The sequence below is a fragment of the Bacteroides sp. f07 genome (genome assembly GCF_042854785.1).
Lineage (GTDB): Bacteria > Bacteroidota > Bacteroidia > Bacteroidales > Bacteroidaceae > Bacteroides.
Genome location: NZ_BAABXI010000005.1, coordinates 1 through 23,129, shown reverse-complemented (window position 1 = coordinate 23,129; position 23,129 = coordinate 1). Strand labels below are relative to the sequence as shown.

Here is a 23,129-nt window from a genome sequence, read left to right as displayed (position 1 = left end):
TCTGTTATATAGCGTCACTATCTTTACTGCATACCGTCACTATATTCATCTTGGATTACTTAGGCGAGACTGAGCTTTGCCAAATAATCGTAGTGTTTGCCTTCTTTTACCAGTTCGGCTTTGAACCCACATTCGGACGCATATAAGCTAAGTGTCTGAAAATCGATATATAACCAATCGAATGTATCCCCTTTTACATCCTTATACTGCATCCGAAAATCAATTTCTCCGTAATAATCTCCGGCTAAATCAATGACTATGCTCCCGTCCTCTTCCTCGAAAAGATAACGAAGGTCGCTGGAGTCCATTAATATGCAACCGCCGGGGCGAAGGAGGCGTTTCATCCGTTGAAAGAAACCGGGCATATTACTTAACTTTCCGATAATTCCCGAACCATTCATCAGCATCAGGATAGAATCGAACGTTTCAGTAAATGTTTCATCAAAGAGATTGACGAGACGGGCGTCATTGACTCCCCGTTGTTTCATGACCTCGACAGATAGCGGAGAAATATCAATGGCACATACGTCTTTTCCCACTTCTTGAAGTGCCAATGCATGGCAACCGCTTCCTGCACCCACATCTAATATCCGTCCTGTAGCCATTTCTAGAGCGGTACGTTCTAGTACAGACATGGATTGGGTATTGCGGAACAGTTCCTTGACAGGGATTTCATCTTCTTCGAATTGAGAAGAAAATACTCGTAAGCGGTCAGCTCTGCGATGATTGAAATAATCAGAAATAGCGGCTCCCATCGGATCCTTTTCTGTAGAAAGAGTTATTGTTGCCATTGACGGTTATATATTGTTTTAGTCGGCAAAGATAAATAAATCCGTAGAAAAGGATTATCTTTGCCGTTGTAAATGTGGATATTAATAATTTATATTATATGAGTATTGAAGAAGCAATAATGGGTGGAATCGTTTTTAAAGGTAAGAAAGATAAACCCAAAGAAGAGGAAAAAGTGAAAACGAAAGCGAAAAAAGCAACCTATATTCGTGGACAACACGGTTCGGGGGCTGCAAAGATGAAAGCGGATATCCGTAAAAAAAGAGCAAATCGACATAAAAAGTAAATATCGTGGTAATCAATATTATTATTTGCGTAGCGTCAATTATACTACTATTTAAGGGAATTACCTTGGTGTTAAGGACGGTGATGGTCTGGATGATGTTTGTTTCTATAATGAAGAATAGCGGAACGAAGATGCATGGAAGAGTTGTGGAGGTAGAGACTAAGACTTATGGCAGCGATGATGGTGCTATTACAGCGAATTGTCCTATAGTGGAGTATAAATCGGATGAAGAGAAAGAAATGCATCGCCGAATAGCCACATATGATTTTATCGTGGAAACGGCTAATTATTCTCAGAAGTTATATTCTCAAAAGACACCTCACGTAGGAGATAAAGTAACAGTTATATGCAATCCGAAGACTCCGGATAATATTTTAGCATTTTCCACTATGCCTCTTACAAGATTATTATGTAAACTGTTTGTTCCCGGATGTATTTATGTAGCAGCAAGTGTTTTAGGCATCTGTTATGTATTTGTTAAATAACTGATAAGAGAGTGAAACACTTTCTTTTAAAATAAATTCCCCCTGTCATAGCTATATGGCAGGGGGAATATTGTAATTAGGGCATTTTAACGCGCCTCCAGTCACTTCTGTGGAAGTATCTCAATCCAATAATCGTCCGGGTCGTTAATGAAATAAAGCCCCATGGCAGTATTTTCAAAACATACGCAATTCATTTCCTTGTGATAAGCCCTGACTGCATCGTAATCACCGGCTACACGAAAGCAGAGATGGCTTTCATTCTCGCCCAGTTCATACGGAGCGGTATGATCTTTCAGCCAGGTCAATTCCAGAAGAAAGCCTGTCTCGCTGTCTGTCAGATAGACTAACGTGAACGAACCGTCGGAAGCTTTTTTCCGGTGATGTTCTTTCAAGCCGAGCGCTTTCTCATAGAAAGCAATGCTCCGCTCCAGGTTGGTTACATTGATATTGAAATGGTCAAATTTACTTTTTATTTCCATTGTTGCAATTTTCCTTATTGTTTCATTAAGAGTTTCACAATCTCTCCGACATATGTGCGCGGTTGTCCGGCTTGCGGGGCAGTTTGTGAAGGCAGTTTCTTACATTCGATAACAGCCGAAGGAGTTGTTTGGTTCGGAGCATAGAGTTTCAGAGTATAACTATCCGCTTTTTCTATGGCATCATAAGACTGCTCGGGTGAAAGCGTGCAGTAAGCCACAGCCTTGCCCGACTGATAACCCAGCGCACCACCGGCATTGGCAGTCATATTTGTCATGTTGAACTCATCCTTTCCGATACTGATAACTAATTTTCCGCTTCCCATTAACGCGTATACTTCGCCCGGAATCTGTTTCAAATTAACTTCTGTATAGCCCGGCATATCTGCTGAAGCCTTGCCTACGGGAGTAGCAGGAGTAAGAGTTGCGGCAGGAACAGTATTTTGGACAGGTTCTCCTGTCGTCACTTTAATGTCAGTCTTCGCATCTGCACCACCAATGACGATCGGGCCTGCGGCTGCAACGATTGACGGAGCCTTTTGCTCTTCTTCCTTCTTCTTTTTCTCTGCTCTTGGGCGAGTATCCGGTGCTCCGAAAGCTACGGCTACATCCATAAATATATCATCAGCGAAATCTACCGTTTTTCTACGCCATTTAGCCAATCCGCGCACCAATTTAGTCTTTGCTTTATTCAGCGCATATTTGTCGGTAATCCATTCTTCCGCTTTATATTTTTCAGTATCACGGTAGGTGAAGCGTATCTTTTCCAGTTCTACCAAGCAATTGCCGGGTTTGCAAGTAACCGTAATCTGGTAATTGATTAATGTACGGTCCAAAGACAATGCGCTGGAACTAAACACAATCCATTCTTCTCCCACGCCGGCAATCGTACCTTTGGCTTCGTCGGAAAAGACGATGCGGCTGTCGACGTTCTTATTTTCTTTCAGGCGTTCGTCCATCCACTTCATTATCGTATCGTAGATTTGTGCCTGGCTCATTCCGGGAATTTGGAATTCCTTGGAGAATACTACTTTACCATCTACTTCGGGAACAGCCCCTACAAGATATCTGGTATCGTCTTTTTTATCTTTTGCAGAATTTGCCTTCATTGCCATCGGCAATGCGAGGAACAGGGTAAGAAACAGAATCGTAAACTTATTCATAATTATAATGTGTTTATTTGGTAATCTCAAAACTTTCGCCCCGACGGGTGATGCTGATAAAACGGCATCCTGCATTTTCGGCAAAACTTTGAAGCGCGTTGCCGCCTTCATAATCTTCACTGAAGTGCATGGGCACAAATATAGTAGTTTTTATTTGTTCGATGAACTGTTTTGCCCCTTTCATGTAATCTTTTCCCATTCTCCGATCCACCGGAAATAGTACTAAATCAATGTTCGGCGCTTTTTCTTTTAAATATTTAACTTCTGCAAGGAAATCGCCGTTGGCTTTTCGTATCTCTGCTTCGGTGGATTCTTCACTCCAGTGCCAGTTGTTCAGGTCGCCGGCATGGAAGATACTCCAATCTTGCAGATGAATCAGGAACGAACTGCCGACATCCGTCGAGCCGAACGCGTCAATACGGATTGTATCATCTTCGTACGTTTCTCCTTTTTTAATATAGAAAGCGTCTTCAGCTTTGGCGCGGTGTGATTTCAGAATATCTTTGGAGAAAACATATTGAATGTCGGAACGTTGTTCTTTCCACGTCAATATATCACGGTTGAAGTGATCGGGGTGGAAGTGAGTAGCCAATACATACAGTTTACCCGGCCTTTGCAGCAGATAATCATGTACGATTCCCCGGTTATGTTCGGATTCGGAAGAATCTTTGTAGTAATCAATGATAACGGTCACACCTTCCGCTTCGATGGCGAAACCGCTGTGATAGATATAATCCAGTGTCATAAGCTGAATGTTTTATAGTTGCAATATTACGTATTCTAGTTGGACTTGCCAAGAAAAATCGATGAAATCAGGGAGCAAGGCGACTGATTTTCCATTCACCATCCGGTTGCAGGGTATATAGGAAGCGGTCGTGCAGACGGTTGGGGCGTCCCTGCCAAAACTCGATTCTTGTAGGTGTAACCGCATATCCGCCCCAGTTGGCAGGTCTTTCCACATTTTTCCCTATCCACCGGGCTGCTTCTCTGACGAAAGCACGCATCAACTGCATCCTGCTTTTGATGGGCTGGCTTTGCGGAGAGATTCGTGCGCCGATTCTGCTTTTATAAGGACGTACACGGAAATATTCATCCGATTCTTCCGGTTCAACTTTGGCTGCCGTCCCTTCTATGTGCACTTGTCTCTCGAGTGCGTGCCACACAAAAGAAAGGGAGATGTACGGATTCTGTGCCAACTGTCTTCCTTTGCGGCTTTCGTAATTCGTGTAAAAGACAAACTTTCCGTCATGGAGCCCTTTTAGTAACACAGTGCGTGTGGATGGCTTTCCTTCGGGAGAGACAGTGCTCACGATGACAGCGGTCGGTTCGTCTGCTTCTGCGTCAATCGCTTCCTGCAGCCAGCGGCTGAAAAGCGAAAGCGGGTCACCGGGAAGTTCATTTTCCCGCAACCCGCTTTTGGTATATTCCTGTCGAATATCAGCTAGATTTATTTTCATCTACAAACTGTAACTTCTAATTAATAATCTCTCACATCGGTACTTCTATCAACAGAATATGTGAGTCCTTCAATGTTTCCAGTTCAAAACTGTTGGTTTCGTAAATACCCATTCCGTCACGGCGTTTCATCACTTCGCCTTCTACTACAATTTCCCCTTCGATAAGGAATATATATACGCCTGCATGACTTTGGTGCATGTGGTATCCCAACTTCTTTCCGGCTTCTACCTTGCCGATAGAGAACCAAGTGTCTTGCAAGAGGGACGCAGGTGTACTGCCATCGGGCGATACGATTACCGCCAGCTCATTCGGACGTTCCAGTCCGCTGATATCGAAGTCCTGATAAACGGGACGTGTGTTCCGTTCTCTCGGCATAATCCATATTTGCAGAAATTCCACCGGTTCTACGGGACTTGCGTTCATTTCGCTATGGAAGATTCCTGTTCCGGCGCTCATTGTCTGAATTTCTCCGACAGTAATAATCCGGCTGTTCTTCTTGCTGTCTCCATGTTGCAGATGTCCTTTCAAGGGAATCGAAACGATTTCCATATTCTTGTGAGGATGCGTCTGGAATCCTTCTCCGGGTGCAACCTTGTCATCATTCAATACACGGAGAGCACCGAAATTGATACGGTTGGAATCGAAGTATTCATCGAAGCTGAAAGTGTGGTAACTATCCAGCCAATCGTATTGGGAGTGTCCCCTTGTATCTGCTTTATGTATAACTTTCTTCATAATTCTCTCTTTTTTCTTATTGTTTATATGTCTTGTAAACAAAGCGAGGGGATAAAAGTTTTATCTCTTCACTTCATTTAGCAAAGGCTTGCGATTGATAAAATCTTTTATATTCTGCAAAGTTGTCTGGGCGATATTCTCCAATGCTTCACGTGTGAAGAAGGCTTGGTGGGAGGTGACAATAACATTGTTGAATGAGAGCAGACGTGCCAGCACATCATCGTCGATAATGCGGTCGGACTGGTCTTCGTAGAAGTATTCGCTTTCTTCCTCATATACGTCCAGACCTGCGGAACCGATTTTCTTGTTTTTTAATCCTTCAATCAGTGCATTGGTATGAATCAACTGTCCGCGGCCGGTATTGATAATCATCACTCCGTCCTTCATCTTGCTGATGGAGTAGTCGTTGATAAGATACTTCGTCTCTTCGGTGAGCGGGCAGTGCAATGAAATAATGTCCGAATTATGATATAATTCATCTAATGAGGTATAGACAATCTGTTCTTCCCGTGCGAAGTTATGATCGGGGTAGAGGTCATATGCCAGCACATTCATGCCGAAACCTCTTAGGATATGAATAAGGATTTTCGCTATTTTTCCTGTGCCGATAATACCTGCTGTCTTTCCGTGCATATCGAATCCCATCAAGCCATGAAGGGAAAAATTGCCGTCCTTGGTACGCCAGGAAGCACGGGGAATCTTGCGGTTTAACGACAGCATAAGCGCCACCGTATATTCGGCGGTCGCATAGGGTGAGTAGGCCGGTACACGTACGACGGTAATTCCGGCAGCGGCAGCCGCATCCAAATCCACATTGTTGAATCCGGCACATCGGAGAGCCAGCAGTTTTACTCCGTTGGCAGCCATAATACGGATTACTTCTGCGTTGGCAGTATCATTTACGAAGATACATACGACATCTACGCCTTGCGTCAGTAGTGCATTGTTCTTGTTCAGATTTCCTTTGTAATAACGTATCTCAAATCCGAACTCTTTGTTTTTATCATTGAAAGAAGCCTCGTCATAAGGCTTTGTGCCAAAAAATGCAATAGTATAGGCCATAATATGATTATATAGTTTATTATACTATGAAAACGTAAAAACAGGTGTATTTGTTTGCTTTCTATCTGATGGTAAATATAGATTGTTTCATTAGAAACAGTTTGATTTTTCAATTAAAATGAGTGGGTAAATGAAAATAAGTGCACAAACGTGTGTCTCGTGTGCAATAATATTGTATCTTTGCGCCCGAAATAATTTAAAAAAGATTTAGATGAGAAAAATTTCCTTGATTGGATTTGTAATGCTAATCGTTTCAATTCCAACTTTTGCCGGAGGTCTTCTGACAAATACTAATCAACACGCTGCTTTTCTTCGTATGCTATCTCGTGGTGCTACTTTTGAAATTGATGGTGCTTTATCTAATCCTGCCGGTTTAGCTTTTTTGCCGAATGACGGTTTCCATATGGGATTGAGCATTCAGAGTGCTTTTCAGACGAGAAATATTGATGCTAGCTTTATGAGATATACTATGGATGGGGCGACACCATCCACTGAATCTTTTGCTAAGTATTATAAAGGAAAAGCGGCTGCACCGATTATTCCCAGCGTGTTTGCTGCATATAAAAAAGGTGACTGGACTATTTCCGGCTTTTTTGCCATCACTGGTGGAGGTGGAAAGGCTTCATTTGATGATGGACTACCTATGTTTGAGTCATTGGCTATGGCGGGTATATTTAAGGCAACTTCCAAAGAGGGTACTCCAGTGTCTCCTAATATGTTGGATATTAACAGTGCGATGGATGGTAAACAGTATATTTATTCCGTACAATTAGGCTTGTCTTACAAAATTAATGATTGGCTTTCTGTATTTGGTGGTGGCCGTATGAATTATTTTACGGGTGGTTATGAAGGTTATTTGGATGCCAAACTGAAAGAAAATTATGGTGGTAAGAATTTGATGAATTTAGCGCTGGATTGCGATCAAACCGGTTGGGGATTAACTCCGGTTGTCGGCGTGGATGCTAAGTTCGGTAAATTTAACTTCGGTGCAAAATATGAATTCAAGACTAATCTGAATATCGAAAATAATACGAAAAAAAATACCGATGAAAATGGTACATTAGCTGCTTTCAAGCACGGTGTGAATACTCCTAACGACATTCCTTCTATGCTTTCAGTTGCAGCTGCTTATGAGATTTTGCCAGTGTTGCGTGCTTCTGTAGAATACCATTTTTATGATGATAAGAAAGCGGGTATGGCTGGTGACAAGCAGAAGTTTCTGACAAAGGGAACAAACGAATATTTGATGGGTATTGAATGGGATATAGTCAAGCGGTTGACTTTGAGTTGTGGTGGCCAGATTACGGATTATGGATTATCCGACAACTTCCAAAGCGATACAAGTTTCTCTTGTGACTCTTATTCATTAGGGGTTGGTGCGAAAGTAATATTGAGTGATAGAGCAGCTTTGAATGTAGGATATATGTGGACTAACTACGACGATTATACGAAGACTTCGCAAAACTATAATAGTACGGGATTGTCTGGTACTAATGTGTATAGCCGTACTAATAAAGTGTTTGGTCTTAGCATTGATTACAGATTTTGATTACGCATAATCATTACAATTTTCTATAGCAGAAGCCGTCTCAAACAACTGTTTTGTGGCGGCTTCAACCTTTTTACCAATTAATTTAGAAAGAATACTGTACCAGCATATTCAACCTGTTTGCATGACTTGTTGAAGAATTGAAATCGCTGCGCCATCCTCTCAAATACTCGACACCCACTTGCAGATTACTACTTACATTCCAAAAAGCATTAGCTACAAGATACTGTCCTTTACGATAAGACTCCGGGTTTTCACTTGGATACCCATTTTCAGAATAAAGTCTGGACAAACTATACGTACCCGATACGAAGAAATTCGGGCAAATATTATACTGTAATCCGGCATACCATCCCAACATCGGGAGAACCTGCATCTTTCCTTCATCATCAGGATCGGGAACAATATCCACATTCAGATTACTTAAATCATTCAGATAAGAACCGATCCCCTTACCATAATTAAACTGCCCGTAAGCCTGTAACTTCTTTGTGATATTAAACGTTGTAGATGCTTGCAGACCGAATCCTGTAGTAGAATATGCTTTATCATATACATTGCTTGAATAAGTCATACTACGTACAATAGCACCTAATTTAATATGACTATTACTGTTCCAGTTATATTGTGCGGAAGCGGCGAAGTCCGGCATCCGTTGGGTGTTGATAGAAACATCACTGTTGGTCGTTCCGTCTACCGAAGGCATTTCCACAGCTACCCCGAATTTCCAGTTTTTCAACTTATCGCACATATAACTTAATTGTGTGGTACGGTAAAAGGCCGAACCGTTAGGGCCTGCAAAGTCGATAGTAGGCGGAAGAGCAGAAAGATCCATGAACGAACCATAGCTGTATCCGATGGTGAAACCGAGGAATTGCGCATAAGCATTTTGTAATTCAAAGGTCTTCCCGTCTCCGCGGAAGTTACCGGCAGTGTAAACAACAAAATCGCCGAGATGTTTCGTACGTCCTACCAGTTTAAGGAATAGGGTAGAAGTGGTGATGTCCATCTGGAATTGATTTTTGGCAAAATTTCCTTTTCCCGGTTGACCGATTAATGCCGGATAGAAATCCACGTTGTCAACAATCCCATTGAAGTCATACTCCGCTGTTGCGCGGACATATCCGCCGATGCCTAAAGCAAACTTACCCTTTTGGTCAGTGAGCAGAAAGCGGGGAGCGTTCGGGTCGTGGAAACGCATCTGCGAACGGTCGTTCATGATGCGGATAATTTCGTCTCCTGCCTTATCCCGGGAGACGAACATGATAGAATTGGGTTCCTCATCTTCGATGATTACTTTCTTTTGTGCATGAGCACAGAGGGGAAAGATTCCCATCCCCAGTAGCATAGCTACCATTTTGAAACTTGTTTTCATTATCAGTTAAGTTTTAGGTGAATGCCCAATGAACAACTAAAAAAAGAAATGGTTGAGAGGGCCAAAGGAAAAATTGCCAAACTAATCGGAAGAATTGCTATTTATAATGATTCTAAAAAAGTGGATCTTTGTATCGTACTAATTAGATAAAGGAAATACGACGATGGGAAAAGTAGAATTTACTCAAGGAATATTAGACATACAGCCGGATTTGCACCGCTTCGCCTATAAGTTGACGGCAAACCGTGATTCTGCCAATGATTTGGTTCAGGACTGTGTGCTGCATGCATTGGATAACCATGAAAAGTTTACGTATAGCAAGAATCTGAAAGGGTGGATGTACACCCTCATGCGTAATATTTTCGTCAATAATTACCGCCGCACAGTTCGCGAAATGAATATTATGGACGATACATATTCTGTCAATCAGCAATCTATGATTGAAGATGACGATGCCGACAGATTTGAGTTTACCTATGATATGAAGCATTTATACCGTGTGATACATTCGATACCGGAAGAAATGAAAGTACCCTTCCAGATGTTTGTAGCCGGATTCAAGTATAGAGAAATTGCCGAGAAGTTAGGACTGCCGATGGGGACGGTGAAGAGTCGTTTGTTTTTCATCCGTAAACGGTTGAAAGAGGAATTGAAAGATTTCTCATCCTGACGCATACTTCTGGTTGATTGAGTGATGTGTTTTAAGGTCAAAGTTGAAAGCTTTCCTGCCAGTGTCTATGGCAGGAAAGGTTCATTTCGCTTTATCCATGGCCTATCATACCAGAATCCATCAATAGAACTTCTCCCGTGGAAGACAGTATGGCATCCAGATGTTTGATGTAATTTCGCCATCTGTACTTCTATGTGTTTCTGCCCGTCTTCACTTTGATAGATGATGATATTGCTTTTATTTTCTTTTGCTTTTTCATAGTTTTCCTATACCTTTGCAGCACAAAAGAATAAAAAAGATATTTGATGCCGTGAATAGCGGTCGTGTATTCTAGAACACCACGTAAAAAACAGGAATTATGAAAGAGAAAGTATCCGTACCTTTTATGCTGCTCGGCATTCTTTTTAATGTGTGCCTTATTGCAGCCAATCTTCTTGAAACGAAAGTAATCCAAATCGGTAGCCTGACCGTAACCGCCGGATTATTGGTTTTTCCTATTTCTTATATTATCAATGATTGTATCGCCGAAGTTTGGGGGTTCAAGAAAGCGCGCCTTATCATTTGGAGCGGTTTTGCCATGAACTTCTTTGTTGTAGCCCTTGGACTGATAGCTGTTGCCATTCCGGCTGCTCCTTTTTGGGAAGGCGAAGAGCATTTTGATTTTGTATTCGGTATGGCACCCCGTATCGTGGCTGCCAGTCTGATGGCATTCTTGGTCGGTTCGTTTCTCAATGCATATGTGATGAGTAAGATGAAAGTAGCCAGTCAGGGACGTAACTTTTCCGCCCGTGCCATTTGGTCGACTGTTGTAGGAGAGACTGCCGATTCATTGATTTTCTTCCCGGTAGCTTTTGGAGGAATTATCGCCTGGAAAGAACTGCTCATTATGATGGGAATCCAAATCGTACTGAAATCCATGTACGAAGTGATGATTCTTCCGGTGACTATCCGCGTGGTGAAAGCCATCAAGAAAATAGACGGTAGTGATGTCTATGATACTGATATTTCTTACAACGTACTGAAAATCAAAGATATTTAAGATAGATTATGAATCGAGAAGCAGCATTGGTTGTGTTCAGTGGCGGACAGGATTCCACCACTTGCCTGTATTGGGCAAAACGCAACTTTAAAAAAGTATATGCCTTAAGTTTTCTGTATGGTCAGAAACATCAGAAAGAAGTGGAACTTGCCCGGGAGATAGCCCGTAAAGCGGAAGTGGAGTTTGATGTGATGGATGTATCTTTCATCGGGCAACTGGGACGTAACTCCCTGACCGACACTACGATGGTGATGGACCAAGAGAAACCGGCAGATAGCGCTCCCAATACATTTGTCCCGGGACGTAACCTGTTTTTTCTAAGTATTGCGGCAGTATATGCCCGCGAGCGTGGTATCAATCATTTGATAACGGGAGTTTCACAAACAGATTTCAGTGGTTATCCCGATTGCCGGGATGCATTTATCAAATCCCTCAACGTGACATTGAACCTGGCTATGGATGAACAATTCGTAATCCATACCCCTCTGATGTGGATTGATAAAGCAGAGACATGGGCTTTGGCAGACGAACTGGGAGTGTTGGAACTGATTCGCACCGAGACTTTGACATGCTATAATGGTATTCAGGGAGATGGTTGCGGGCATTGTCCGGCTTGTACATTGCGTCGGGAAGGACTGGAAAAGTATTTAAAAAGTAAAAATCAATAATCTCTCTACATAGAGATTAAAAATGCATTTTTTTGCTGTCATCTGTCACACTTTTGTTATTAAGCATTTGATTATAAGATAAATAATTTGTGACAGCAAGTGGTGACAGCAACTGAACCTGACATTTTGCCGTCACATCTACTGTCACCGGTAAGTTCTAATGAATAGAATGCTAGTAGCTTCTGTCCGGAATGTATCGGCTTAATCTAGTTTCAATAGCTTGAAACTGTTGTTTCATCGGTGAGAAACTAAAGTTTCTATTGCTTGAAACTATTTGTTCCAAGGCGTGAAACACTTTGTTTGACCACATGCAACATACCGTAACAAGCAAGGCGGGGACAAAGCAGCCGTGGGGGGAGGGAGAGTTGATGGTGATAGGTGATAGATACGGTGATAGGTTGTAAAATGAATCATTCACCACTCAAATGCTTATGAATAAGGTATTTGAGTCTAGTCGGTGATAGGTGAAAGAGGAAATGCGTTTTTTGTTTAGTGTAGAGGTTGTAGTAAACGAGTACAAATGACAGAATTAAAAGACCAACTTTCCTTATTAGGAAGAAAGACCGAGTATAAACAAGATTATGCTCCAGAAGTATTGGAAGCCTTTGATAACAAGCATCCTCAGAATGACTATTGGGTACGTTTCAACTGCCCTGAATTTACAAGTCTGTGTCCCATCACCGGGCAGCCGGACTTTGCGGAGATACGTATCAGCTATATTCCGGATATAAAAATGGTAGAAAGCAAGAGCTTGAAACTCTATCTTTTCAGCTTCCGTAATCATGGTGCTTTTCATGAGGACTGCGTGAATATCATCATGAAAGACCTCATTAAATTGATGAATCCCAAATACATCGAAGTAACAGGAATCTTTACCCCCCGTGGTGGTATCTCTATCTATCCGTATGCCAATTATGGTCGTCCGGGAACAAAATTCGAACAGATGGCGGAGCATCGGTTGATGAACCGGGAGTAGCACAAAGTATAAAATCTAAAAAATATCGAATATGGTTCATAATATCCCCGTTGAATTGCAAGATTATGTCTGCGAAAAGATTATTCCGCAATATGCCGGCTTTGACAAGGCACATCAGATAGACCATGTGGAAAAAGTGATTGAAGAAAGTCTGAAACTGGCAATGTATTATGAAGTCGATTATTCGATGGTTTATATCATTGCTGCTTATCATGACCTGGGACTCTGTGAGGGACGTGAGTTCCATCATATAGTCTCCGGCAGGATATTGCTGGCAGATGAAATCTTGCGACGTTGGTTTACGGATGAGCAATTGTTGCAGATGAAAGAAGCGATAGAAGATCATCGGGCTTCCAATAAACAGGCTCCGAGAAGTATTTATGGAAAAATAGTAGCCGAGGCCGACCGTATCATTGACCCTGAAATAACTTTGCGCCGTACCGTTCAATATGGATTATCTCATTATCCGGAAATGGATAAAGAACAGCAATATGTCCGCTTTCGTAAACATCTTAATGATAAGTATGCGGAAGGCGGGTATCTGAATTTATGGATACCTCAATCGGATAATGCCGGACGTTTGGCGGAACTTCGGGAGTTGATTATGGATGAAGAAGAACTCCAACGAGTATTTGATAAACTTTATAAAAATGAAAAGAATGGAGATGAGTAGTGCTCCATTCTTTCTTGATTTGTTCGGGAAGTATTACTCGTGATGATACGGTCCTCCATTCAATATCGTCATCGCCCGGTAAATCTGTTCCACGAATATCAGCCGGATCATTTGGTGCGAGAAAGTCATTTTCGACATTGAAATCTTTTCATGGGCAGCCTGATACACTTTCTCCGAGAATCCGTAAGGCCCCCCGATAATGAAAACCAGCCGTTTGTTGACTGTATTCATTTTCCGCTTCATGTAATCGGCAAATTCAAGGGAGCGCATCTCTTTTCCGTGTTCATCGAGCAGCACCACCACATCTCCCGGTTGGAGAGCTTTCAGTATTAACTCGCCTTCCTTTTCTTTCTGTACTTCCATCGAAAGGCTTTTCGTGTTTTTCAGTTCGGGAATCACTTCCATATCAAAAGTGATATAGCGTTTGGTACGCTGTATATAGTCGTTGATAGCTGTGATATAGTGTTGTTCTACGGTTCGTCCTACGACGAGCAAGGTTGTCTTCATGTCTCTATACTTCTGATTAATGCACAAAAATAGGCATTTTTTATGTTATTCTGCAATTAATGCTTACCTTTGCCTATCATTAGTTGAAAGTTTAATCCTTTAAACTTCAACTTAAAAGCTTGTAATTATGAAAAAACGAGTGCTCGTAGGAATGACCGCTTTGCTTCTTTCCCTCTCGTTGCTTATGGCGCAAGAGATACCGGCAGGAGTGGTTACGGCATTTAAAAGAGGAAGCTCACAAGAGCTGAGTAAGTATATGGGGAACAAGGTAAACCTGGTGCTCCAAGGTCGCTCGACAAGCGTTGACAAGCAAAAGGCAACGACTGTGATGCAAGAATTCTTCACGGAGAATAAAGTCAGCGGATTTAACGTGAACCATCAAGGGAAACGGGACGAATCAAGTTTCGTTATCGGAACGATGGCTACTACAAAGGGAAGTTTTCGTGTGAATTGCTTCTTGAAGAAAGTACAGGACAAATGTTTAATACACCAAATAAGAATTGACAAAATCAATGAATAAGGAAAAAGAACTGATCGACAAACTGATCGATCTTGCTTTTGCAGAAGATATAGGTGATGGCGACCATACCACCCTTTCATGTATTCCCGCTACGGCAATGGGAAAATCAAAATTGCTTATCAAAGAAGCCGGTGTGCTGGCAGGTATCGAGGTGGCTAAGGAAATCTTCAACCGTTTTGATCCGACCATGAAAGTCGAGGTGTTTATCAACGACGGAACGGAAGTGAAACCGGGGGATGTGGCAATGATAGTATCAGGAAAGATACAGTCGCTGCTTCAGACCGAGCGTCTGATGCTGAATGTGATGCAACGTATGAGCGGTATCGCGACGATGACCCGCAAATATGCGAAGAAACTGGAAGGCACAAATACCCGCGTTTTGGATACCCGCAAGACAACTCCGGGTATGCGTATTCTGGAAAAGATGGCAGTGAAAATCGGTGGCGGTGTAAACCATCGTATCGGCTTGTTCGACATGATTCTTTTGAAGGACAATCATGTAGACTTTGCCGGAGGGATTGACAAGGCTATCACCCGTGCCAAAGAGTATTGCAAAGAAAAAGGTAAAGACCTGAAAATAGAAATAGAAGTCCGCAGCTTCGACGAACTGCAACAGGTGCTCGATCTTGGTGGGGTAGACCGTATCATGTTTGATAACTTCACTCCCGAAATGACGAAAAAGGCAGTAGAGATGGTAGCTGGCAAATACGAAACCGAATCTTCGGGCGGCATCACCTTTGATACTCTTCGTGACTATGCCGAATGTGGCGTGGACTTCATCTCTGTGGGTGCTCTGACTCATTCAGTGAAAGGGCTGGATATGAGCTTCAAGGCATGTTGAGCGGAAGAGAGAAGTTTGCCATGAAAATATTTTAGGCGCGGATTACGCGGATTGCACGGACAAGAATAAAAACTGTGTAATCCGCGTAATCTGTGCTTAAAGGCTGTTTGCATTTCCTCATGTCTTTCGCAAATGCTTCAGAAAAATCATTCCATTTGTATTCTTTAACATTTTCTGTTGCAGCATTCCTCAAACTTTTGCGTCTAAAGGGTAAAACGGCGCAGACATACGTTCGATTTTAAAAAAGGTAATTGACTTGGAAAACGAAATAGAACTGGTAAAGGGCTGTCGGGCAGGAAAGGATTCAGCCCGAAAGGAACTTTACACCCTCTATTCCAAACAAATGCTGGCGGTTTGTTTCCGCTATACGGGCGATATGGATGCGGCGCATGATGTACTGCATGACGGTTTCATCAAGATTTTTACCAACTTCTCCTTCCGGGGCGAATCGTCGCTCTGCACATGGATAACCCGGGTGATGGTCACTCAGTCGCTCGATTATCTGAGACGGGAGAAACGAATCAGTCAGTTGGTAGTGCATGAAGAGCAACTTCCCGATATACCCGATATATCGGATTCGGGAGGAGGGGCTGGAATCTCCGAGGAGCGGTTAATGGCTTTTATAGCCGAATTGCCGGATGGTTGCCGAACCGTTTTCAACCTTTATGTGTTTGAAGAAAAGTCGCACAAGGAGATAGCTAAGATGCTCCATATCAAAGAGCATTCGTCTACTTCGCAGTTGCATCGCGCCAAGTATTTGTTAGCAAAAAGAATTAAAGAGTATAGGAACCATGAAGAAAGAAAATGATGAAATAACCGATTTGTTTCGCACACGTCTCGCTGATGCGGGAATGAGTGTCCGGGATGGCTTTTGGAAAGAGCTCTCGCAGGATATTCCTGTGGCTTGCCAACATCGCCGTCGGATACTGCTCTTCCGTGTGGCGGCTGCGGCATCTGTGTTGCTCGTCTTGGCGGCTTCATCGGCTACCTTCCTGTATTTCTCTCCCAAGGAAGAGATGGAAGAGGCATTTACGAAGATAGCCGTGACGAATGGCGGGCAGATGGATGGAGACGGGATACGTGTCAATCAGTTGCCGTTGCCGGTAGAACCGGTTTTGCCGAAGCCGGCTCCTAAATCATTCGGTATGTTGTCGCAATGTGTAGAGGAAGAGGATTCACTTTCCATTACTTTCTCTATGTCTTTCTCGTTTTCGTCGACTACCACCACAGGCAATGGCAACCGTTATGGCAATCCGGGTTACAATGGATTTTGGCAGGCTGCAAATGCCAATACGGAATCATCTGCCGTACAGGAAGAAACTGCAAGTTCGCCTGTTATTCCCGAAAAAACTGTGAAGAAACATCGTTGGGCGATGAAAGCCCGGGTCGGTATGGCGCTTCCGGCAGATAACGGTACTTATAAAATGCCAATTTCCGCAGGGGTGACAGTAGAGCGGAAACTGAACGATTTTCTGGGGATAGAAACCGGATTGCTTTACTCGAACCTTCGTTCGGCAGGACAGCATTTGCATTACTTGGGTATTCCTGTCCGGGTAAATGTGACGCTGATGGATACAAAGAAAGTTGACCTTTACGCTACCGTAGGCGGAATAGCGGATAAATGTGTCGCCGGTGCACCGGACAATAGTTTCAAGGAAGAACCTGTCCAACTGGCAGTGACTGCCGGCATTGGAATCAATTATAAGATTAACGACCGGCTTGCGCTTTTTGCCGAACCAGGTATTTCGCATCATTTCAGCACGGATTCGAAGCTGGCTACGGTGCGCACGAAACGGCCGACTAATTTAAATTTACTTTGCGGACTTCGCATGACGTATTAATCCTTATGAAAATGAAAAAAACACTTGTAATGCTGTGGATGGCGCTTTGCCTGATTGTATCTTTCAGTGGATGCAACAGCGAGGAAATGGATTACAACAATCCCGATGTTGCTCTTTTTGTGAAGCAATTGAAGTCGGGCACGTATAAGATGAAGAATGATAAAGGAGTGGTGGAGGTTCCTCATTTCATGGAAGAGGATATTCCCGAGCTTTTGAAATATGCGGAAGATTTGACTATTATCCCTTCTTTTCCGTCGGTTTATAATACGAACAACGGTAAGATCCGTTTGGGGGAATGTATGCTTTGGGTGATTGAATATATCCGTCAGGGCACACCGCCGTCAATGGGTTGCAAAATGGTGTTGGCGAATGCTGAAAATTATGAAGCAATCTATTTTCTGACTGACGAGGAAGTGCTTGATGCAGCCGCCTGCTATCGTAGCTGGTGGGAAGAACGGCAATATCCGAAAACCCGGTGGACGATTGACCCGTGTTATGACGAACCGCTTTGCGGATCGGGCTATCGTTGGTGGTGACACTAAAAAGGAATTGCGTTCGGAATAAAAAATAGGGAACATTCATGTGGGAACGTTTGTTTGTATCAGTAGTCTTTTTACTGCTGACAGGGGCTTGCTACGCTCAATGGACTGCTAAAATCGGGTTGTGTGCAGGTATGTATGAAGCGTTTGAAAGGTATTAGGTAATGAAAGAGTAAAGAGAATGAATAGATTGATGAAACGTTTTTGGGCAACTATGGTATTGTGTCTGATGACTTTATTTGCATATTCGCAAGTATGGACGGCGCAAGATTCATTGCATCTGAAGAAGTTGCTGGATAGCGACCAGGAGTTGCATTTAAATATGGATGCTGTGAAGTCGATTGATTTCGGTGGCGCGGTAGGAAGTCCCCGGATGTCGGAGGAGAAGAAGTGGATGCTGCCTGACGAATCGCTGCCCGAAGCATTACCTAAACCGAAAGTGGTGCTGAGCCTGATGCCGTATAAGGCAAATACCCGTTTTAATTGGGATCCTGTCTATCAGAAGAAGATTAGGGTGGATAAGAATACCTGGCGGGGAGATCCTTTCTATGAACTGCGGCATCAAAGATCATACTCCAACTGGGCGCGTAATCCGATGGCAAAGGGAATGCGCAAGTCTTTGGATGAGATACAGGCAAGCGGGGTACGTTTCCGGCAGTTGAGCGAACGCGCCAATGGGATGATGGTGAATTCGGTAGTGATGGATAGCCCTATTCCTTTGTTTGGTGGCAGCGGAGTATATATCAATGGTGGAACTATCGGCGGACTTGATCTGATGGCTGTCTTTACGAAAGAATTTTGGAATAAGACAGGGAGAGATAATCGTGCCCGTACCTTGGAGGTTCTGCGGACTTATGGAGACTCGACGACTGTATTGATAAATAAACCAATCGAACAGATTGCCCGTTAAGGGCGTTATATATATGTACTAATGTTGCGATACGACAATATACTGACTGGAGAGTGTTTGTAATTGAATAATTTATATATTTGTATATTGTTGTATTAGCGCATTAGTGATAACCCGGTTTCTTATGGGGATGAGATTATTAGCGCATTGATAAATTATTAATTATGAATAGAATAACTTCTCTGCTAGGAATACAGTATCCTATAATTCAAGGTGGAATGGTATGGTGTAGCGGTTGGCGGCTGGCTTCCGCAGTGAGTAATGCGGGTGGCTTAGGTCTGATTGGTGCGGGTTCCATGCATCCCGAAACTTTGCGCGAACATATTCGTAAATGCCGTGCGGCTACGGAACTTCCTTTTGGCGTGAATATTCCTTTGATGTATCCTCAGATAGAAGAGATAATGAATATTGTGGTGGAAGAAGGAGTGAAGGTTGTTTTTACTTCTGCCGGAAATCCGAAAACATGGACAGGATGGTTGAAAGAACGTGGAATAACGGTTGTTCATGTAGTTTCTTCCTCTCGTTTTGCAGTGAAATGTGAGGAGGCGGGAGTGGATGCCGTGGTGGCTGAGGGGGTTGAGGCCGGTGGTCACAATGGTCGTGAGGAAACAACTACTTTCTGTCTGATTCCTGCTGTGCGTGAGGCTACGACCTTGCCTTTGATAGCTGCTGGCGGTATTGGTACGGGAGAAGGGATATTGGCTGCTATGGTATTGGGGGCTGAGGGAGTGCAGATAGGTACTCGTTTCGCCTTGACCGAAGAGAGCTCTGCAAGTCCGGTGTTTAAGGATTATTGTCTGAGTCTTGGCGAGGGAGATACTAAGTTGTTATTGAAGAAACTGGCTCCGACACGTTTGGTGAAGAATGATTTCCGGTATGCTGTGGAAAAAGCGGAAGACAGTGGTGCCTCTGCTGAAGAATTACGAACTCTGCTGGGAAAAGGACGAGCAAAGAAAGGGATGTTTGAAGGTGACTTGGAGGAAGGTGAGCTGGAAATAGGGCAGGTTTCGGCAATAATATCCCGTCGGCAATCGGTGACGGAGGTGATGGGCGAATTGATTGAATCTTATCAGCAAGCGGCGGAGAAGAAATATTTCTTTGAAAGATAAATGATAATTTAGGGGCGTGGCGCCCCAGCAAAGTTTCCATGCGGGATGTTGTCATTTTAGGCACGGATTACACGGATTTCACGGCTTTTAGAAATATGATTGCATAAAGCAACAGCGTAATCCGTGTAATCCGTGCCTAAAAAATTCCCATTTATTATAGGCTGACAGGTTCGTATTTCAAGCCAAATACGTTGGCCACAGCTTTATAAACGATTTTTCCTTCTATTATATTTAATCCGAGTGCCAATGCCGGATCATCTTTGCAAGCTTTTTTCCAGCCCTTGTTTGCTAGAGCGATAACATAGGGCAGGGTAGCGTTGGTCAGTGCCAAGGTAGAAGTGTAAGGAACAGCTCCCGGAATATTAGCTACCGCATAGTGAACGATATTGTCTATAACATAAGTCGGTTCACTGTGGGTTGTCGGATGTGATGTCTCAAAACATCCTCCCTGATCGATTGCTACGTCCACCAATACCGTACCGGGTTGCATCATTGAAAGCATTTCTTTTGTAATCAGATGCGGTGCTTTATCGCCGGGTATCAGCACAGAACCGATAACCAGGTCGACATCCGGCAATTCTTTCTTTATTCTTAGTCCGGATGCATACAATGTCTTTACGTTCTTGGGCAATGTTTCACTCAGATAGCGCAGACGAGCCAGATTTATATCTGCGATAGTTACGTCTGCTCCCATCCCGGCAGCCATTTGTGCGGCATTGCTACCTACGATTCCACCACCTAAAATCAAGACCTTGGCAGGTTTCACTCCCGGAACACCGCCTAAAAGGATTCCCTTACCACCTTGTGGTTTCTCCAGGAAACGGGCTCCCTCTTGAATAGACATTCGTCCGGCTACTTCGCTCATAGGTATTAGCAGGGGTAATGAGTGGTCGGCTTTCTCTACAGTTTCGTAGGCCAGGCATATTGATTTGTTGGCAAGCATGGCAAGCGTCAGATCTCTGTCGGAAGCAAAGTGGAAGTAGGTAAACAGTAACTGTTCTTTCCTGATGAGTTTATATTCGGGAGCTATCGGCTCTTTCACCTTTACGATCATGTCGGCAATGGCATAAATATCTTCTATCGTTGGCAAAATCTGTGCACCGACAGCTTGATACGCTTCATCCGGAAAACCGCTGTTTACTCCTGCTGTATGCTGGATATATACTTGATGTCCTTGTTTCACCACTTCGGCTACTCCGGAAGGCGTCATCCCTACGCGGTTCTCATTGTTCTTGATTTCTTTGGGTACTCCGATGATCATAATGTTACTTTTTTAGGGTTTTACTGGCTCCAATGTACGAATAATCCCCTTACGTTGTTATTCGTAAGGGGATGTTTTAGAACAGAATGTCGTTTGTTGAGATGAATAAATGCGTAGAGTGGTTGTTTATAGACATTCACTGCCCTGTTTGTTGATTTTCATGCTTTTTCCATAGAGGCCCACTCGAGCTATATTGCTATAAAAGGGTTCTGCAATATCATATTTAAAAGGAAGTATTTCCTTGTTGTTCTTGTCTATATATCCCCATTTGGACGATTGGCTTTCGATGCAGACGGCAGCCAGTTCTTCTGAGAAAGGACAGCCGTTGTCATATTCCAAAGGAATAACGATTTCGCCTTTCATGTTTATAAAGCCCACCTTGTTATCTTGTGAGACGAGGGCTAGTCCTTCTGTAAACTGCTCCATCTGGTTGTATGTCGGAGGCAGAATGTAGTTTCCTTGTCTGTCAATCAATCCCCATAATCCATTGTTGCATACTCGTGCACATTCTTCTTCGAATGAGTGGGCTGCCGAGAAGTTTAGAGGAATCTTTATTTGTCCTGTACAATCAATATATCCATATTGTGAGTTGAGTACTACCATCGCCAATCCTCCCTTAAAGGAAAAAGCCCGTTCGTACTTTAGGGGAATGACAATGTCATATCCTTTGTTGATGTATCCCCACTGGATTTTTCCTTTGGCGGGAGCTAACCCTTCCGCGAAATGACCGACTGCCGAGAAACTTTTTTTCTTATTAGCTACACCATAAGCTAAAAAAGACGCAAAAAACTTTGTAAAAGTGTTGCCCATACTTGTTGATTGTTTGTGGCGGTAAGCGTCCCTGATACCGTGTATATACAGAAGAAGCGTGGACGTCGTTAGTTCATCCTATTCAAGGCTCTGGTAAGCCCAATGGGGAATGAACAACAGAGTCCACGCCCTTGCATATAACAAAGACGTGAACGCTTAGTTGCCATTACCTCCCCAATTTAAGAATTTACCAGATTCTTCACAACAGATAATAATGAAACACTATCTCTAGTAATTCAATAAACTGTATCTTACTTCGAAGACACACCACAAATATAAGTATATTTTTTCATTATAGATATTACTTTCTACTATTATTTAATGCAGATTATTTCATTCGGTTCTAGAATAAAAAAAACAAAATCATTTCTCATATTCTCATAGAAAAGTATATTCATTTGATTACTAACAACATAAAGCATGAGAATAAAAATACTTACATGCATTTCTCATACATATATAAAGAAAACGCACTTAAAACAATGCATTTCTCATACTATTATTGGCATTTCTCATACATCAAAAACATTATTCTCATAGTCTAATCATTAACGCTTAATGAACTGTAATAAAGCCACCGTTCATTTTCGTTATAACTAACTGACAATCAAAGATTATACTACTATAATCAATAGATTTTCAATAAGACATCTCTATCGTTGCACTCCAGTGAACAGACTCGTTCACTAGAGTGCAAAGGTCTATCTACCCGAGTGCGCAGCTCTGTTCACTAGAGTGGAATAATACGGATGAAAGCAGAAAAACACAATAATGCCAGTTACGAAAGATATGTTATCTATCGACTTAACATACAAACTACGGTTATATTGCCTTCTACATATTAGTTTCTTAAAACAAAGACAAGCATAATATGCAGCATGAGAAATACAAAATAAAGTATGAGAAATACCTTCTTTAAAGGCATTTTATAGCTATAAACTATGAGAAATGCATGTAAACATTTTAATTCTCATGCTTTATGTTGTTAGTAATCAAATGAATATACTTTTCTATGAGAATATGAGAAATGATTTTGCGAAATCGTTTCTAGTATTGGTTGCCTTCACTTCTTCACATACCAGGGCAACCGCTCAATAATCTCTACATGTTATCTTTTTGCTCTGTGGATGGTATAATTCTTTGAATACCTAGTATTTCATCTCTGTATTTCTCATCCCACCCGCATAGTTTTCTTTTCCCTGCTATCCCTATCTTCTTTTTACTTTGCTTTAATAAGATAAGAGCCATTTTACACATGAGTGAAAAGTTAACTGCTGCATTATCCGTTTTTCTAGTGTAATCTTCTCTAAAGGAAACATCTAATTGCCAATGCAAGTTATTTTCCACTTGCCAATGTGACCTGACCGATTCCAGAATCAATTTCGGA

The 23,129-nt window shown here is 42.6% G+C and carries 27 protein-coding genes; 15 read left to right on the top strand and 12 right to left on the bottom strand.

What is annotated here, in order from left to right:
• Positions 1-59 precede the first annotated feature (59 nt).
• On the bottom strand, positions 60-791 hold the full coding sequence (locus tag ACGHVY_RS24585) for a class I SAM-dependent methyltransferase (protein WP_390602113.1): 732 nt from the start codon (positions 789-791) through the stop codon (positions 60-62).
• A gap of 98 nt (positions 792-889) precedes the next feature.
• Between ACGHVY_RS24585 and ACGHVY_RS24580 the strand changes: the two genes are divergently transcribed.
• Positions 890-1,075: a hypothetical protein gene (locus tag ACGHVY_RS24580; protein ID WP_022136515.1), complete on the top strand. Its 186-nt coding sequence runs from the start codon at positions 890-892 to the stop codon at positions 1,073-1,075.
• Positions 1,076-1,080: 5 nt separating this feature from the next.
• Positions 1,081-1,560 (top strand): DUF3592 domain-containing protein, encoded by a 480-nt coding sequence (locus tag ACGHVY_RS24575; RefSeq protein ID WP_390602112.1) that lies wholly within the window; start codon positions 1,081-1,083, stop codon positions 1,558-1,560.
• A 101-nt stretch (positions 1,561-1,661) separates the two neighbouring features.
• Here ACGHVY_RS24575 and ACGHVY_RS24570 read toward each other — a convergent pair whose 3' ends face one another.
• From ACGHVY_RS24570 to ACGHVY_RS24545, 6 genes are all read right to left on the bottom strand, one after another.
• Complete coding sequence (locus tag ACGHVY_RS24570) at positions 1,662-2,039, bottom strand: VOC family protein (protein WP_390602111.1); 378 nt, start codon at positions 2,037-2,039, stop codon at positions 1,662-1,664.
• A 14-nt stretch (positions 2,040-2,053) separates the two neighbouring features.
• Complete coding sequence (locus ACGHVY_RS24565; protein ID WP_308745864.1) at positions 2,054-3,199, bottom strand: DUF4468 domain-containing protein; 1,146 nt, start codon at positions 3,197-3,199, stop codon at positions 2,054-2,056.
• A gap of 13 nt (positions 3,200-3,212) precedes the next feature.
• Positions 3,213-3,944 carry an MBL fold metallo-hydrolase gene (locus tag ACGHVY_RS24560; protein ID WP_308745863.1) on the bottom strand — a complete coding sequence of 244 codons (732 nt, stop codon included), beginning with the start codon at positions 3,942-3,944 and terminating at the stop codon, positions 3,213-3,215.
• A gap of 67 nt (positions 3,945-4,011) precedes the next feature.
• Positions 4,012-4,656 carry a pyridoxamine 5'-phosphate oxidase gene (gene pdxH, locus ACGHVY_RS24555; RefSeq protein ID WP_390602110.1) on the bottom strand — a complete coding sequence of 215 codons (645 nt, stop codon included), beginning with the start codon at positions 4,654-4,656 and terminating at the stop codon, positions 4,012-4,014.
• Positions 4,657-4,687: 31 nt separating this feature from the next.
• Positions 4,688-5,392 carry a pirin family protein gene (locus ACGHVY_RS24550; protein WP_390602109.1) on the bottom strand — a complete coding sequence of 235 codons (705 nt, stop codon included), beginning with the start codon at positions 5,390-5,392 and terminating at the stop codon, positions 4,688-4,690.
• A gap of 60 nt (positions 5,393-5,452) precedes the next feature.
• Positions 5,453-6,454, bottom strand: coding sequence for a 2-hydroxyacid dehydrogenase (locus ACGHVY_RS24545; RefSeq protein WP_390602108.1), 1,002 nt, complete (start codon positions 6,452-6,454; stop codon positions 5,453-5,455).
• Positions 6,455-6,665: 211 nt separating this feature from the next.
• Here ACGHVY_RS24545 and ACGHVY_RS24540 point away from each other — a divergent pair, with 211 nt between their 5' ends.
• Positions 6,666-8,003, top strand: coding sequence for an outer membrane beta-barrel protein (locus ACGHVY_RS24540; protein ID WP_308745859.1), 1,338 nt, complete (start codon positions 6,666-6,668; stop codon positions 8,001-8,003).
• A gap of 85 nt (positions 8,004-8,088) precedes the next feature.
• On the opposite strand, the gene ACGHVY_RS24535 is transcribed toward ACGHVY_RS24540, so the two are convergent.
• Positions 8,089-9,378 carry a DcaP family trimeric outer membrane transporter gene (locus ACGHVY_RS24535; RefSeq protein ID WP_390602107.1) on the bottom strand — a complete coding sequence of 430 codons (1,290 nt, stop codon included), beginning with the start codon at positions 9,376-9,378 and terminating at the stop codon, positions 8,089-8,091.
• A 163-nt stretch (positions 9,379-9,541) separates the two neighbouring features.
• Between ACGHVY_RS24535 and ACGHVY_RS24530 the strand changes: the two genes are divergently transcribed.
• The 5 genes from ACGHVY_RS24530 (at position 9,542) to ACGHVY_RS24510 (ending at position 13,404) form a co-directional block, all read left to right on the top strand.
• Positions 9,542-10,048 (top strand): RNA polymerase sigma factor, encoded by a 507-nt coding sequence (locus ACGHVY_RS24530; RefSeq protein ID WP_308745857.1) that lies wholly within the window; start codon positions 9,542-9,544, stop codon positions 10,046-10,048.
• Between the two features lie 358 nt (positions 10,049-10,406).
• Positions 10,407-11,087, top strand: a complete 681-nt coding sequence (locus ACGHVY_RS24525) for a queuosine precursor transporter (RefSeq protein WP_308745856.1) — start codon at positions 10,407-10,409, stop codon at positions 11,085-11,087.
• Between the two features lie 8 nt (positions 11,088-11,095).
• Positions 11,096-11,755, top strand: coding sequence for a 7-cyano-7-deazaguanine synthase QueC (gene queC / locus ACGHVY_RS24520; protein WP_390602106.1), 660 nt, complete (start codon positions 11,096-11,098; stop codon positions 11,753-11,755).
• Between the two features lie 520 nt (positions 11,756-12,275).
• The gene (gene queF, locus ACGHVY_RS24515) at positions 12,276-12,731 is read left to right on the top strand and encodes a preQ(1) synthase (RefSeq protein ID WP_308745854.1); all 456 of its coding nucleotides are present in this window, start codon (positions 12,276-12,278) and stop codon (positions 12,729-12,731) included.
• A gap of 31 nt (positions 12,732-12,762) precedes the next feature.
• Complete coding sequence (locus ACGHVY_RS24510; protein WP_308745853.1) at positions 12,763-13,404, top strand: HD domain-containing protein; 642 nt, start codon at positions 12,763-12,765, stop codon at positions 13,402-13,404.
• 33 nt (positions 13,405-13,437) lie between these two features.
• On the opposite strand, the gene rlmH is transcribed toward ACGHVY_RS24510, so the two are convergent.
• Complete coding sequence (rlmH, locus tag ACGHVY_RS24505; protein WP_007765755.1) at positions 13,438-13,911, bottom strand: 23S rRNA (pseudouridine(1915)-N(3))-methyltransferase RlmH; 474 nt, start codon at positions 13,909-13,911, stop codon at positions 13,438-13,440.
• A 127-nt stretch (positions 13,912-14,038) separates the two neighbouring features.
• Here rlmH and ACGHVY_RS24500 point away from each other — a divergent pair, with 127 nt between their 5' ends.
• From ACGHVY_RS24500 to ACGHVY_RS24470, 7 genes are all read left to right on the top strand, one after another.
• The gene (locus ACGHVY_RS24500; protein ID WP_390602105.1) at positions 14,039-14,431 is read left to right on the top strand and encodes a DUF4783 domain-containing protein; all 393 of its coding nucleotides are present in this window, start codon (positions 14,039-14,041) and stop codon (positions 14,429-14,431) included.
• Positions 14,424-15,272 carry a carboxylating nicotinate-nucleotide diphosphorylase gene (nadC, locus tag ACGHVY_RS24495; protein WP_308745850.1) on the top strand — a complete coding sequence of 283 codons (849 nt, stop codon included), beginning with the start codon at positions 14,424-14,426 and terminating at the stop codon, positions 15,270-15,272. Before ACGHVY_RS24500 ends, nadC begins: the two co-directional genes overlap by 8 nt.
• A gap of 256 nt (positions 15,273-15,528) precedes the next feature.
• Entirely contained in the window at positions 15,529-16,080 is a 552-nt protein-coding gene (locus tag ACGHVY_RS24490) for an RNA polymerase sigma factor (protein WP_390602104.1), read from the top strand.
• Positions 16,064-17,113 carry a porin family protein gene (locus ACGHVY_RS24485; RefSeq protein ID WP_390602103.1) on the top strand — a complete coding sequence of 350 codons (1,050 nt, stop codon included), beginning with the start codon at positions 16,064-16,066 and terminating at the stop codon, positions 17,111-17,113. The genes ACGHVY_RS24490 and ACGHVY_RS24485 overlap by 17 nt, the downstream gene beginning before the upstream one ends.
• An 11-nt stretch (positions 17,114-17,124) precedes the next feature.
• On the top strand, positions 17,125-17,649 hold the full coding sequence (locus tag ACGHVY_RS24480) for a DUF4943 family protein (protein WP_308745847.1): 525 nt from the start codon (positions 17,125-17,127) through the stop codon (positions 17,647-17,649).
• A 184-nt stretch (positions 17,650-17,833) separates the two neighbouring features.
• Positions 17,834-18,562 carry a DUF4858 domain-containing protein gene (locus tag ACGHVY_RS24475; protein ID WP_390602102.1) on the top strand — a complete coding sequence of 243 codons (729 nt, stop codon included), beginning with the start codon at positions 17,834-17,836 and terminating at the stop codon, positions 18,560-18,562.
• 164 nt (positions 18,563-18,726) lie between these two features.
• Entirely contained in the window at positions 18,727-19,671 is a 945-nt protein-coding gene (locus ACGHVY_RS24470; RefSeq protein ID WP_308745845.1) for a nitronate monooxygenase, read from the top strand.
• A 154-nt stretch (positions 19,672-19,825) separates the two neighbouring features.
• Here ACGHVY_RS24470 and ald read toward each other — a convergent pair whose 3' ends face one another.
• The 3 genes from ald to ACGHVY_RS24455 all read right to left on the bottom strand — a co-directional run.
• Entirely contained in the window at positions 19,826-20,932 is a 1,107-nt protein-coding gene (gene ald, locus ACGHVY_RS24465; protein WP_390602101.1) for an alanine dehydrogenase, read from the bottom strand.
• A gap of 126 nt (positions 20,933-21,058) precedes the next feature.
• Positions 21,059-21,742, bottom strand: a complete 684-nt coding sequence (locus tag ACGHVY_RS24460) for a WG repeat-containing protein (RefSeq protein ID WP_308745843.1) — start codon at positions 21,740-21,742, stop codon at positions 21,059-21,061.
• 1,101 nt (positions 21,743-22,843) lie between these two features.
• The coding region (locus ACGHVY_RS24455) for a transposase (protein WP_390602100.1) at positions 22,844-23,129 on the bottom strand (286 nt) is incomplete at its 5' end.